The organism is Streptomyces sp. Je 1-4 4N24 (assembly GCF_026239515.1).
GTDB classification, from domain to species: Bacteria; Actinomycetota; Actinomycetes; order Streptomycetales; family Streptomycetaceae; genus Streptomyces; species Streptomyces nigrescens.
Window position 1 is genome coordinate 5631372 of record NZ_CP110836.1, and the last position, 13745, is coordinate 5645116.

Here is a 13745-nt window from a genome sequence, read left to right on the forward strand (position 1 = left end):
ATTCTGCAGTCTCCCGGCGGGCGCTGCCGTCGCTGGCGGCTCCGCCGCGGGCCGTACCCCTGAGGAAACATGCCGCAGCAGCAGCCCCCGGCCGTCTCCGTGATCATGCCGGTGCTCAATGAGGAACGTCACCTGCGCAATTCGGTCCGGCACATCCTGGAGCAGGAGTACGCCGGTGAGATGGAGGTGGTGATCGCCCTCGGCCCGTCCACGGACCGTACGGACGAGATCGCCGCCGAGCTCGTCGCCGAGGACGCCCGGGTGCACACCGTGCCCAACCCCACCGGCCGCACCCCCGCCGCGCTGAACGCCGCGATCAAGGCGTCCCGGCACCCGGTCGTGGTGCGCGTCGACGGCCACGGCATGCTCTCGCAGAATTACATCGCCACAGCTGTGCGCCTCCTGGAGGAGACCGGCGCGGCGAACGTCGGCGGCATCATGCACGCCGAGGGCGAGAACGCCTGGGAGGACGCGGTCGCCGCGGCCATGACCTCCAAGATCGGTGTGGGCAATGCCGCCTTCCACACGGGCGGGCAGGCCGGTCCCGCCGAGACCGTCTACCTCGGGGTGTTCCGGCGCGAGGCGCTGGAGCAGCAGGGCGGCTACAACGAGGAGTTCATCCGCGCCCAGGACTGGGAGCTGAACTTCCGGATCCGTGAGGCCGGCGGGCAGGTCTGGTTCTCGCCCGAGCTGAAGGTGCAGTACCGCCCGCGGCCGAGCATCAAGGCGCTGGCCAAGCAGTACAAGGACTACGGCAAGTGGCGCCATGTCGTGGCCCGCTACCACGCCGGTTCGATCAATCTGCGCTATCTCGCGCCGCCGACCGCGGTGTGCGCCATCGCGGCGGGCCTGGTGGTCGGTGCGGCCGTCACCCCCTGGGGCCTGGTCGTCCCGGCCGGCTACCTCGCCGCCATCACCGCGGGCTCGGTGCCGGCCGGCAAGGGGCTGTCGCTGAAGGCCCGCCTCCAGATCCCGGTCGCCCTGGCCACCATGCACATGGCCTGGGGCACGGGCTTCCTGACCAGCCCCCGCGCGCTCGCCAAGAAGGTCATCGCCAGCCGCCGCCCGGCGGTCATGACCCCGACGGCGGACGCGGAGTAGACGGGGCAGCTGGGGAGTTACGGGTGCCTGCCCCTCTGCGAGTGCACCCCTCTGCGAGTGCCGGGTGCACCCCGCCCTCTGTGAGCGCACCCGACCCTCTGCGAGTGCACCCCTCTGCGGGTGCACCGCTCTGCGGGTGCACCGCTCTGCGAGCGCACCCGCCGTTCCTGTGCCCGCCGCTCCTGTACCCGACCCTCCTATACCCGCCCCACCCCCCGAAGGGGGGTGGGCGGCGGGGAAAAACAAGGTGGGGCGGGCGGCGGGGAAAAACCTAGGGCGGCAGGGAAACCCAGGCCGGCCGAAAACCTAGAAGGTGTACCCCGGATTCACCTTCATGCAGGCCTTGGTGTCCTCACCGTTGAGCGCGTCCGCGCTGTCCGGGGCCTTGTCCGCGCCCTTCTCGTCGCCCGGCTTCTTCGGGTACGCCGAGCCGCTACGCCAGTCGTTGCCGACCACCAGCCGCATCCCGGTGGCCGAACTCGACTCCCGTACCGCTTCCTTGGGGAGGCCGAGCGCCTTCGCCAGCGCCAGGGCGTCGCCCCGCCGCGCCTTGTCCCGGTACGTGATCGTGGTGTCGGCCTGTGTGGTGAGCGCGGAGTCGGTGCCGGCCGCGGTGTAGCCCAGGCCGGACAGCTGCTGCTGGATGACCGACGCGCGGCCGGAAACCGGGCCGTTGACCGTGCTGTTGGTGCCGTTCTGCACCACAACTTTCAGCTGGTCCTTGGGCGTTGACGGCTTGGGGGCCGGTGTGGCCTTCTTCTTCTTGTCCTTGCCGTCCAGCGCGGTGTCGTTGCGCAGCAGCCCGAAGGTCTCCTCCGCGTCGCCCGGCTTGGGCAAGACATACGACTCGTCGGCGCTGTACTGCCAGGGCATGGTGACCATCGTGATGCGTTTGGTCGGCACCCGGCTGAGATCGCCGCCCAGGTCGTAGAGCTTCTTGACGGTGTCCAGGCCGTCGTCGACGGTCAGCGCGTTGGTCGCGGCCTCCGCCAGATCGCGCAGCTCCCCGGGGTTGGTGAGCTTGGCGTCCTTCTTCAGCTGACGGACCATCGAGTTCATGTACATGTGCTGGGCCTTGGCCCGGCCGATGTCGGTGTTGTCCTCGAAGCCGTAGCGGGTGCGCAGCCACTGCAGGGCCTGGACGCCCTTGACGGAGTGGGTGCCCTTGGTGAGCTTCAGCCCGCTGCCGTGGCCCTTGCGGTCGTGCGAGTAGACGTTGTTGTCGACGCAGACCGGGACGCCGCCGATGGCGTCCGCCATGTCCACCACGCCGGCGAAGTCGACCATCATGAAGTGGTCGATGTAGATGCCGGTCAGCTCCTGCCAGGTGGCGAGCGTGCAGCCCGGACCGCCGTGCTGGAGCGACTGGTTGATGGCCCCGGAGGTCTGCGGATAGACCTTGCGGGTCTTCGGGTCGGTGCACTCGGGGATCGTCACCCGGGTGTCCCGCGGGATGGAGATCACCGACATGTTGCTGCGGTCCGCCGAGACATGCAGCAGCATCTGCACATCGGCGAGCGGCTTGCGGTCCGCGTCCTGCCGGGCGCCGCCGAGCTCGATGTTCTTGGCGCTGTTCCGGCCGTCGGAGCCCAGCAGCAGGATGTTCAGCGGGCTCTGCCCGAAGGCGTTGGGGTCCGGCTTCTGCAGACCGCCCCCGCCCAGGGACCTCGGCGCCTTGCGGAGGTTGGCATTGAGGTGCTCGTAGTACCAGTACCCGGCACCCGCGCCGCCCACTATCAGGACGGCGAGGGTGAGGGCGGTCCAGCGCAGCACCTTGCGGCCCTTGCGGGACGGCCGCCCCCCTTTGCGGTGCCCGCCGCCCTCGGCGGGCACATCGCCGTCACCGCCCTCGGAGGACACGGCGCCGCCTTCGGGAGGCGTCCAGCCGGGCGCGTCCGGAGGCAGCCCCTTGTCCTCGTAGACGCCGTCGTCCCGCACCGGTTCCTCAGCTTCCGGCCGCCGTCTCCGACGCGACCGGTCACCCCGCACACTGCTCTGCCCCATTCGGCCCTCTCCCCGTTGTCAGTCCGGTGGTGCGCTCGGCGCCTCGGCGGGGCGGCCGGATCCCGCTCAATTCACTTTGCGCAGATGTTCTTGTCATCTGCATTGACGTTCTGCACCCCGTCCGGGGTTTCGGTCGGCGCCTCGACCGGTGAACCCGGTGCCTTGAAGTCCTTGCCGAGGACGAGCTTCATCGGCTCGCGGTCGCCCGCGTTCTGCGAGGACTTCTTCAGCGCGCTCTTGGGCAGACCCATCCAGTCGGCCAGCGTGGCGGCCTGGTCGGCCTGGTTGGGCCCGTATTCGAGGCGGGTGGCGGCCAGCTTCGACGGCGCGTTGCCGGCGTTGGTGGAGAGCTTGGCGCCCTTGTTGTTCTGCAGCCAGTCCACGGTCTCCTGGGCCGAGCCGATCGGCCCGCCGCCGTTGGAGACATCGACCCGTACGCGCTCGGGCGGCGCCTTCTTGACCGGGGCGGACTTCTTGCCCTTGCCCTTCTTGCCCTTGGCCAGGGTGTGGTCCGCCCGCACCATCGCGAACAGCGGATCCGCCTTCGTCTTGTCGAGAATGACGGTCGCCGGGTCGTCGGGGTTGTCCAGCACCGGCACGGTCGCGAAGGTGACCTTGTCGATGTCGACCTTCTTGAGGTCGGTACCGAAGTCCAGCAGCTTGCCCGCGGTGCCGATACCGGTGTCGACGGTGAGCGCCTTGGTCGCCGCCTGGCTGACGTCGTAGAGCTTGCCGGGGCTGCTGAAGGCGCTGGACTTCAGCTTGCGGATCAGCGAGCTGAGGAACTGCTGCTGCAGCTCGATACGGCTCAGGTCACTGCCGAAGCCGACGGTGTGCCGGGTACGGACGAACGCCAGCGCCTGCTCGCCCTTGACGACGTGCCGGCCGGCCTTCAACTTCAGGTGCGACTTGGGGTCGTTGATGTCCTTGGCCGCGCACACCTCGACACCGTCCACCGCGTTGGACAGCTCCTTGACCGCGTTGAAGTCGGCCATCATGAAGTGGTTGATCTTCAGTCCGGTCATCTTCTCGACGGTGCGCCAGGTGCAGCCGGGGTCCCGGCCCTCCTGGCCCAGGCTGGTGTTGAAGCGCACCCCCTGCTCACCGGGGATGTTCTTCGTCGAGCCGTCCTTCTGCTTCGTCGGGCAGCTGGGGATGTCGGTGATCATGTCGCGCGGGATGCTCATCGCCGTCGCGTTCGTCCGGTCCTTGGAGATGTGCATCAGGATCGTGGTGTCCGCGTGCCCCACGCTGCCGGCGTCGCCGTAGCCCCCGTTGCCCTTCCCGGAGCGGGAGTCGGTCCCGATGATGAGCAGGTTCACCGGGCCGTCGGACACGGCGTCGTTCTCCACGCCGACATCGACCTTGGAGATGTTGCCGTCCAGCTGCTGGTAGATGAAGTACCCGGCGCCGCAGCCGGCGACGAGGACGAAGCCCACCACACCGGCGGTCCAGTGCAGCGCCCGCTTCTTCCCCGACTTCTTCGGCTTGCGCTTACGGCGGCTCGCCGGGCCCGCCTCCGCTGCCGTCGCGGTCGCCGTGCGGGTGGCGGCCGCACGGCGCGCCGCCCGCCCGCCGGCGGGGCGCTCGCCGTCCCCGTCCGCAGTGCCCTCGCCCTGCCGGCCGCGCTGGGTCGGCAGCGGTCGGGTGTCGGTGTCGCCGGCATCGGCGTCCCGCTTGCGGGCGGCGCGTCTGCCGGCCGCATTGCGGTCGGAGGGCCGAGCGGCGGCTTGACCGGCAGGGTCAAGCCGCAGTTCGTAGTTGCCGGTGTCCGGATCGAACACCCACTGATCGGCGGGATCGACATTGTTGTCGCCCGCCCGCCCACGGCCTTGCGCGTCCACGGTGCCTTGAGTCCTCCGTCGGTGCCACGCGGCGCCATCCCCTCAAGGCGCTCGGTCGGTCGATCGTGCATTGCCAGGTCATCGGTCAGCTTGGTCGTGCGACCGGATCGCTCACACTATCCGCCCAGTTCAGCGCCCCGCGACGCTCGTGACAAATTCCACTTACCTACAACTGGGCAATCCGCCCAATCCATTCGAGTCGTCGGCTTGTTTTGCGGCATCTTTATTCGCAGATCCCGTGTTCCGCCGTCGTCCCGGGAAAGGTCGGGCCCGAACTCGGCGAGGGCCCGGGCCGTTCGCCCGGCCGGTCGTCCGAAGATCCGTTTCCGGTGCGGACCGGTACCTCCCCGGCGTCGCGCGGGGGCGTCACGGTCACCGGAAGATCCCTGTGCAACTGCCCGAAGAGCCGTCCGGCGTCCGGCTGCACCAGCTCATCGCGATTGGGGTCCAAGCGGTACTCCCGCCGCGGCACGGTCATGAACTGGATCCGGTCGGTGGGAATGCGGCGGGCGCTGCGCACCAATTCGTACAGGCCCTTCAGGGAAGCCAGCGCGGTGTCCGTGGTCAGTGAACTCGTCGCGGCATCCAGCACCGGATACAGCCGGGTCGGATTGAGTAGGACACCATTGCTCTGCACTTTCTTCACGAGTGCGCCAAGAAATCGCTGTTGCCTCTCCATGCGCTGGGTATCGCTGCCGTTTCCCAGGCTCTTTCGTGCCCGTACGTAACCGAGCGCTTCCTCACCGTGCAGGGTCTGCCGGCCGGCGGGCAGCGCGAGATGCGCCGCGGGATCGTGCACCGGCCGGGGCAGACAGACCTCGACGCCGTCCACCGCGTCCACCATCTTTGTGAAGCCGACGAAATCGATGATCAAGTAGTGGTCGATGCGGATCCCGGTCATCTTCTCGACCGTCCGGATCGTGCAGGCCGGGCCGCCCGCCGCGAACGCCCCGTTGAACTGGCCCGCCCGCGGTGCGGTCTCCGTGCCGTCCGGGCGCTTGCAGTGCGGCACCTCGACCATCAGATCGCGCGGGATACTCACCGCGGTGGCGCTCTTCCGGTCCGCCGCGAGGTGCAGCAGCATCGTGGTGTCCGAACGCTGGCCGCGGCTGTGGCCGTATCTGCCGTTGCCGCCGTTACGGCTGTCGGAGCCGATCAGCAGCACGTTCGCGGCGTTCGGCGGGCCCGCCGGCGGCCGCTCGGACTCCCACTTCCGCAGCTCCCGCTCGGTGGCGCTGTCGGTGCGGATATTGCTGTTGAGCTTCGCGTACACCGCCCAGCCGGTACCGGCCCCGGCCAGCACGAAACCGGTGATCCCGACTGCGGCCAAGCGACGCCAGTGCCGCCGGTCCGGGCGCCCCGGCCCGCCCGCTCCCGGCCCCCCGGCCGGGCGCGCGGCCCAGCCGGCGAACCTGCGGGGCTCGGGGCTCTCGGTCACGTGTGCGTCCATCCCTCACGGAGTCGGCGTCGCGCCCGCACGCAGGGCCCGGACGGAACAAGAGACGGACGAAACCCGCGCATGGTTGTACGTACTCAAGATCATGGACCGAAAAGGACGTACCGGCCCGCCCTGGGGGGCGTCCGGTCCGCCGGACGGGGGAGCGCCGTTTCTCAGTGCGGCAGCGGCGCCCGGAACGTGATCTTCTCGCTGTGCTCGCGGTCGGCCTCGGCCTCGGCGCCCAGCCGGTCCAGGTGGCGGCACAGCACCACGGAGCCGCCGGTCACCAGCGGCGCGTACAGCCCGTACGACAGGCCCTGCCAGGTGTCGTACCCCAGCCCCGACAGCACCCGGGGGGCCTCCGGCAGCCCGGCCGCGCCCGCGTCGGCCAGCGCACGGGCCACGATGCCCGCCCCGGTCAGCTCCTCGCCGCCGACGACCAGCGCCGCGCCACCCGGGTCCACCGGTGCGAACGGCGCGAACCGGTCACCCTGGCCCGGCACCTCGACGGCATAGTCCGCGAAGCCCGCCGGCGGCTGCGGGAAGCGGCCGCCCAGCGGGCGCAGCGCCAGCGCCACCCGCTCCCCGGAGCAGGCGAGCCCCGCATCGAGCCGGTCGGGCCCGGCGACGACGAGATCGGCGGCGGCCGGATCGCCGTCCACCTCCGCCACCACGCCCACGGACGCACAGGCCAGCAGCCAGACGGCGGTCTGCCAGTGCGCGGGCAGCAGCAGCGCGAGCCGGTCGCCGGGTTCGGCGGCCAGGTCGCCCTGGAGGTAGTTGGCGGTCTTGGCCACCCAATTGGCGAAGGTCGCGACGGACAGTTCCACGCGCTCGCCGGTGGCGTCGTCGTAGAAGGTCACCAGCGGGCGGGCCGGGTCCGCGGCGAGCGCGGAACTCAGCAGGTCGGCGGGGGTGCGATCGGTGGCGTTCATCGCGGCCAGGGTACGCGCGGCGGCGGCTGACGGCGGGTCGGGCCCGGCGGGCCCGCGCCACCGGATCGGCCGATGCCCCGTCAGATCACCGTTGGCGCGTTCGCTCCGCCCATGTCCAGGATTTTGTCCATGCGCCCCTTCCTCGCGATCTGTCTCGGCGCCGTGTGCACCGCCGCCCTCGCCCTGCCCCTCGCCCCGACGGCCGGTGCGAGCGCCGCCCCCGCCGCCGCGCCGCGGTCCGCACCCTCCGGTGAGCTGCCCGGCAGCACCCAGTCCCTGCCGGTGGCGGCGCTCGGCGCAGCTGCCCCGCACCCCGACGCCCGGGACACCACCCCGGCGCCCGCCCCCCAGTCACTCGGCCTGCCGGCCCGCGCCGTACGGCCGTTCTCCCTCCTCGGGGTCGTCTGGGACGACGCCGCCGCCGAGCTGCGCGGCCGGGTCCAGGTCCGCACCCGCGCCACCGGCAGCGGCGACTGGTCCGGCTGGCAGGACGTCCAGGTCCACAACGACGACGCGCCCGACCTCGGTTCCGCCGAGCGGCGCGACAGCGAGGTACGCGGCAGCACCGCGCCGCTGTGGGTCGGCGACTCCGACGCCGTCCAACTGCGCATCACCCCCGAGTCCCGCCACCGCGCACGGGCCGCCCTCCCGGGCGGACTCCGGCTGGAACTCGTCGACCCCGGCAGGGCTCCACGGGCCGTCCGCGGCGCACATGCCGACCCCCCGGCCCCGCTCACCCCCGAGGCCACCGCGGCCTCCGCCGCCAACGCCGGGCTCGCCCCGCTCGGCGCCACCGAGATCCCGGCCCTCGACCAGGCCGCCTCCAAGGCCGACCTCCCCGCCGAGGACGGGGCGCCGCCCGGCCACTCCTACGTCGGACCGCGTCCGCGGATCGTCACCCGGGCCGGCTGGGGCGCCGACGAGCAGCTGCGCGAGAAGGCCTTCACCTATACCCGTACCGTCCGCGCCGCCTTCGTCCACCACAGCGGCTCGGGCAACAACTACGACTGCGCCGAGGCCCCTTTGCTGATCCGCGCCATGTACCGCTTCCACGTCAAGAGCAACCACTGGCGGGACATCGGCTACAACTTCCTCATCGACAAGTGCGGAACGGTCTACGAGGGCCGCGCGGGCGGCGTCGCCAAGGCCGTCATGGGCGCCCACACCCTCGGGTTCAACACCGACAGCACCGGTATCGCCGTCCTCGGCACCTTCACCGACGACGAGCCGCCGCAACCAGCCGTCCACGCCATCGCCCGTCTGACGGCGTGGAAGCTGGGCCTCTACAGCGTCGATCCGCGCGCCACCACCAAGCTGCTGTCCGGCGGCGGAAACCGCTTCCCCAAGGGCACCAAGGTCCCGCTGCACGTCATTTCCGGCCACCGGGACGGCTTCACCACCGACTGCCCCGGCGTCCACCTCTACGACAAGCTCGCCGGCACCCGTCTCGCCGCGGCCGCCCTGCAGGGCCGCTGATCCGCTGCCGGCCGGGCACGACGGCACCCTCCGGGTGGGCGCGGTTCTGCCACGGCGCAGGGTGCGGGGACCACTCAACCGTTCCTGCCGCCGACACGTCTTAGCCGCCACGACGTTCGCCCCTTGGCCCGCGCTCCTTCCATGGCCGGAACGGCACGGGGGGCACCCCACCACCGAGGGCGCCCGGGGCCCCGTCTGCCTACACTGGTCCGCCGATCGGCCGACCCCAGCAGGAAGCAGAGACGACAAGGTGACTGAAGCGATCCTCCTGGTCGGCGGCAAGGGCACCCGGCTGCGCCCGCTGACGGTGCATACGCCCAAGCCCATGGTCCCGGCGGCGGGTGTGCCGTTCCTCACCCACCAGCTGGCCCGCGCCCGGGCCGCCGGCGTCGAGCACATCGTTCTCGCCACCTCGTACCTCGCCGAGGTCTTCGAGCCGTATTTCGGCGACGGATCGGCGCTCGGCCTGCACCTGGAGTACGTCACCGAGGAGGAGCCGCTGGGCACCGGCGGCGCCATCCGCAATGTCGCCTCGCGGCTGCACTCCGCGCCCGACGACCCGGTACTGATCTTCAACGGTGACATCCTCACCGGCCTGGACATCGCCGCCCTCGTCGGCACCCACCGCACCTCCGGCGCCGACGTCTCCCTGCACCTCACCCGGGTCGAGGACCCGCGCGCCTTCGGCCTGGTGCCCACCGACGACACCGGCCGGGTCACCGCCTTCCTGGAGAAGCCGCAGACCCCCGAGGAGATCGTCACCGACCAGATCAACGCCGGTGCCTATGTCTTCAACCGGTCGGTCATCGACACCATCCCGGCCGGCCGGCCGGTCTCCGTCGAACGCGAGACCTTCCCCGGCCTGCTCGCCGACGGAGCCCACCTCCAGGGCATGGTCGACTCCACCTACTGGCTCGACCTCGGCACCCCGCAGGCCTTCGTCCGCGGCTCCGCCGACCTGGTCCTCGGCCGCGCCCCGTCCCCGGCGGTGCCCGGCCGCTGCGGGGACCGCCTGGTCCTGGAGACCGCCGAGGTCGCCGCCGACGCCAAGCTCACCGGCGGCACCGTCGTCGGCCCGCGCACCGTCATCGGCGCCGGCGCCGAGATCGACGGCAGCGCCGTTCTCGAAGGCGCGGTCATCGAGCCGGGCGCCCGGCTCCGTGACGCACTGATCGGCGCCGGGGCGCACATCGGGGCCCGTACGGTCCTGGACGGTGCGGTCATCGGCGACGGCGCGCGGATCGGCGCCGACAACGAGCTGCGCGGCGGCATCCGCATCTGGTGCGACGCCGACATCCCCGCCGGCTCGGTGCGTTTCTCGTCCGACCAGTAGCAGGCAGCTACCCACGGCCCGCCGCTCCGGTGGCGCACCAGGGGAGCGGTGCACTACAGGAGTGGCGCACCAGGGGAGCGGTGCACCAGGGGAGCGGTGCACCACAGGAGTGGCGCACCACAGGAGTGGCGCACGACAGGAGCGGGCACCACCGGAGCGGCACACCACGGGAATGCCGCCCTGCACCACCACGTTGTGGCCCCCGAGGGGGCGCTCGCCACCCCTACGGGATCTGTTCGCCCACCCCCTACGGCCCGCCCCGCCGCCACCCCCACCCACGGCCCACCCCGCCGTCACCCCATCTACGCCCCGCCCCCGCCGTCACCCCCATCGCCTAACCTGGCCGCATGCCCGCCCGCACCTGGGACCCGCCCGGCCCGTTCGACCTGCACCGCACGCTGGGTGTGCTGCAGCGCGGCCCCGGCGACCCCGCGTTCGCGGTGCGCGACGGCGAACTGTGGCGCGCCTGCCGTACCCCCGAGGGGCCCGGCACGCTCCGTATCGCGGCCCGCCCGGCCGCCGGCCAGGTCGAGGCCGAGGCCTGGGGGCCGGGCGCCGACTGGCTGCTGGAGCGCCTGCCCGAGCTGCTGGGGGAGTCCGACGACCCGGCGCAGCTGACCGCCCGGCACCGCATCGTCCATGAGGCCCGCCGCCGCCACCCCGGCGTCCGGCTCGCGCGCACCGGCCTGGTCCTGGAGTCGCTGATCCCCTCGATCCTGGAGCAGAAGGTCACCAGCGACGAGGCCTACCGCGCATGGCGGCTGCTGCTGCAGCGGCACGGCGAGCCCGCCCCCGGCCCCTGGGCGCGGCTGCGGGTGATGCCGGAGCCGCGCGGCTGGGCGCTGATCCCTTCCTGGGAGTGGCACCGCGCGGGCGTCGACGCCAAGCGCTCGTCCGCGATCCTGCGCGCCGTGCGGGCCGCCCGCCGGATGGAGGAGGCCGCGCGGATGGACCTCGCGGACGCCACCCGACGCCTCATGGCGCTGCCCGGCATCGGCCCCTGGACCGCCGCGGAGACGCTGCAGCGCACCCTCGGCGCCCCGGACGCGATCACGGTCGGCGATCTGCATCTGCCGAAGATCATCGGCTATGCCCTCACCGGCCGCCGCGGCACCACGGACGAGGAGATGCTCGAACTCCTCGCGCCCTACGAGGGCCAGCGGCACCGCGCCGCCCGGCTGATCCTGCTGTCCGGCCGCGTCCCGCCGCGCCGCGCGCCACGCTTCCCCGTGGGGGACATCGCCCGGCTGTGACCGGCGCGGGCGCGGTCAGCGCACCACGACGACTCCGTCGTGCCGGTCAGCGCACGACGACGAAGTCCTCGGCGTTCCGTGCCGGGCGCGCGGCCGGTGCCGCCGCCGGACGCCCGATGGCCACCGCCCCCATCGGCTCCCAGTCCTCCGGCAGCCCCAGTACGTCCCGGACCACGTCCCGGCAGAACATCGTCGACGACACCCAGGCGGAGCCGAGGCCTTCGCCCGCCAGCGCGACCAGGAAGTTCTGGATCCCCGCGCCGTGGGCCACGAGGAACATCTCGCGCTCCGCCGTGCTCCGCCGCGCGTCGGGGTAGGGGTGCGAGCCGTCCGTCACCATGCACGGCACCGCCAGATACGGCGCGGCACGCAGCACATCGCCGCGCCGGATCCGCTTGGCGATGGACTCCTCCGACTTGCCGTCCCGGCGCAGATCCGCGACCCAGGCGTCCCGCATCGCGTCCAGGAGCCGCCCCCGCGCCTTGGGCGACTCCAGGAGCACGAACCGCCAGGGCGTGGTGTGGTGCGGCGCCGGGGCCGTGACCGCCGCCGCCACCGCGCGCCGGACCGCCCCGGGATCGACCGGTTCGCCGGTGAAGGCGCGGACCGTACGCCGTGCCGTGACCGCTTCCCGTACGGCCTCCGAGGTGCCCAGCCGGAACATGTCGTCCTCGGGACTGCGCACCATGGCGCGCGCCCCGTCCGGCTCGCCGGTCTCCCCGACGACATGGGCGAGACCCCGCACCACCGCGACCGGCAGCCCGTCGGCCTTGCCCTTCACCAGGTCGCCCGCGGCGGCCAGTTCGTCGGCGGTGGCCACCACCGTCGCGCTGAGCGGATTGCCGTACGCGTCCGTGCCGCCGCGCAGATCGTCCAGCACCCGCACCCCGGCCGCGCCGATGGCGACATCGGTGAGCCCGTTGCGCCATGGCCGGCCGAAGGTGTCGCTGATGACGACGCCGACGTCGACGCCGAGCGCGGTGCGCAGGCCCGCACGCAGGGCACGCGCCGAGGCGTCCGGATCCTCCGGCAGCAACAGCACCGTCCCCGCGGGGGTGTTGGAGGCGTCGACACCGGCCGCGGCCATCACCAGCCCCTGCCGGTTCTGCACGATCCGCAGGGTGCCGCGGCGCGCCACCACCCGCACGGTTTCCTGGTCGATCGCCGCCTCGCGGTCGGCGGCCTCGACCACCCGGCCCTCGGCCTTGCTGACGATCTTCGAGGTCACCAACAGCACGTCACCGTCGGCGAGTTGGGGCATCCCCTCAGCGGTCGCGGCCGCCGCGATCAGCTTGACGAGGTCGTCGCCGGGCTGCACCTCGGGCACTCCCGGCAGCGCCCACACCCGGTAAGCGGGCACCTCGGAGGCGTCCTTCACGCCCGGACCTCCGCGGCCAGCTCCAGCGCCTCGCGCACCATCGCGGTCGTGGCGTCCAGATCCGTCATCATCAGCGGTACGGCCCGGCAGCGGATACCGGCGGCCTCGACCTCGTCGACCGCGCCGGCGTCGACGGAGTCGACCAGCCAGCCGTCCAGCAGCCCGGACCCGTAGTGGCGGGCGACGGCCGCGGCGGTCGCCTCCACGCCCACCGCCGCCAGCACCTTGTCGGCCATTCCGCGGACGGGGGCGTCGCCGACGATCGGCGAGAGCCCGATCACCGGCACCCCGGCGTCCGCGATGGCCTCCCGGATACCGGGCACCGCCAGGATCGTCCCGATACTGACCACCGGATTGGACGGCGGGAACAGCACCACATCCGCCGCCGCGATGGCCTCCAGTACGCCCGGCGCGGGCTTGGCCTGGTCGGCGCCGACCGGCACCACTGCATGTGCGGGCACCGAGGCGCGCAGCCGCACCCAGTACTCCTGGAAGTGGACCGCCTTGCGCTCGCCCTCCTCGTCGACGGCCACATGGGTCTCGACCCGGTCGTCGGACATCGGCAGCAGCCGCACACCGGGCTTCCAGCGCGCGCACAGCGCCTCGGTGACGGCGCTGAGCGGATATCCGGCACTCAGCATCTGGGTCCGCACGATGTGGGTGGCGAAGTCCCGGTCACCGAGCCCGAACCACTCGGGGCCGACGCCGTAGGCGGCCAACTCGTCCTTCACCCGGAAGGTTTCGTCGGCACGGCCCCAGCCCTGCTCCTCGTTGATGCCGCCGCCGAGCGTGTACATCACGGTGTCGAGGTCGGGGCACACCTTGAGCCCGAACAGATGGATGTCGTCGCCGGTGTTCCCGATGACGGTGATGTCCGCGTCCGGAGCCGCTGCCTTCAGTCCCCGCAGAAAGCGGGCGCCGCCGATACCGCCGGCCAGAACCACGATTCGCATGGAGACAGTGTGTCAGCCGAAGGCTGAGTC

Annotated in this window: 10 protein-coding genes; 4 read left to right on the forward strand and 6 right to left on the reverse strand. The window is 72.2% G+C overall.

The genetic code is table 11. The annotated features are described in order from the left end of the window. Nucleotides 1-69: 69 nt before the first annotated feature. Entirely contained in the window at nucleotides 70-1101 is a 1032-nt protein-coding gene (locus tag SLV14N_RS24755; RefSeq protein WP_263271121.1) for a glycosyltransferase family 2 protein, read from the forward strand. A gap of 306 nt (nucleotides 1102-1407) precedes the next feature. Here SLV14N_RS24755 and SLV14N_RS24760 read toward each other — a convergent pair whose 3' ends face one another. From SLV14N_RS24760 to SLV14N_RS24775, 4 genes are all read right to left on the reverse strand, one after another. Next, a complete protein-coding gene (locus SLV14N_RS24760; protein WP_263271122.1) occupies nucleotides 1408-3105 on the reverse strand; it encodes an LCP family protein in 1698 nt (565 codons plus the stop codon). A gap of 71 nt (nucleotides 3106-3176) precedes the next feature. Continuing rightward, nucleotides 3177-4949, reverse strand: a complete 1773-nt coding sequence (locus tag SLV14N_RS24765; RefSeq protein ID WP_263271123.1) for an LCP family protein — start codon at nucleotides 4947-4949, stop codon at nucleotides 3177-3179. Nucleotides 4950-5172: 223 nt separating this feature from the next. Next, nucleotides 5173-6399, reverse strand: coding sequence for an LCP family protein (locus tag SLV14N_RS24770; protein ID WP_208683700.1), 1227 nt, complete (start codon nucleotides 6397-6399; stop codon nucleotides 5173-5175). A gap of 161 nt (nucleotides 6400-6560) precedes the next feature. Then, nucleotides 6561-7322 (reverse strand): TIGR03089 family protein, encoded by a 762-nt coding sequence (locus SLV14N_RS24775; RefSeq protein ID WP_263271125.1) that lies wholly within the window; start codon nucleotides 7320-7322, stop codon nucleotides 6561-6563. A 111-nt stretch (nucleotides 7323-7433) separates the two neighbouring features. Between SLV14N_RS24775 and SLV14N_RS24780 the strand changes: the two genes are divergently transcribed. From SLV14N_RS24780 to SLV14N_RS24790, 3 genes are all read left to right on the forward strand, one after another. Then, nucleotides 7434-8798: a peptidoglycan recognition protein gene (locus tag SLV14N_RS24780; protein WP_259670499.1), complete on the forward strand. Its 1365-nt coding sequence runs from the start codon at nucleotides 7434-7436 to the stop codon at nucleotides 8796-8798. A gap of 250 nt (nucleotides 8799-9048) precedes the next feature. Continuing rightward, nucleotides 9049-10131: an NDP-sugar synthase gene (locus tag SLV14N_RS24785; protein WP_263271128.1), complete on the forward strand. Its 1083-nt coding sequence runs from the start codon at nucleotides 9049-9051 to the stop codon at nucleotides 10129-10131. Between the two features lie 347 nt (nucleotides 10132-10478). Then, nucleotides 10479-11384 carry a DNA-3-methyladenine glycosylase gene (locus SLV14N_RS24790; protein ID WP_208683705.1) on the forward strand — a complete coding sequence of 302 codons (906 nt, stop codon included), beginning with the start codon at nucleotides 10479-10481 and terminating at the stop codon, nucleotides 11382-11384. A gap of 46 nt (nucleotides 11385-11430) precedes the next feature. On the opposite strand, the gene SLV14N_RS24795 is transcribed toward SLV14N_RS24790, so the two are convergent. Further along, entirely contained in the window at nucleotides 11431-12762 is a 1332-nt protein-coding gene (locus tag SLV14N_RS24795; protein WP_263271129.1) for a coenzyme F420-0:L-glutamate ligase, read from the reverse strand. After that, complete coding sequence (cofD, locus tag SLV14N_RS24800) at nucleotides 12759-13715, reverse strand: 2-phospho-L-lactate transferase (RefSeq protein WP_109890160.1); 957 nt, start codon at nucleotides 13713-13715, stop codon at nucleotides 12759-12761. Before cofD ends, SLV14N_RS24795 begins: the two co-directional genes overlap by 4 nt. Between the last annotated feature and the right edge of the window lie 30 nt (nucleotides 13716-13745).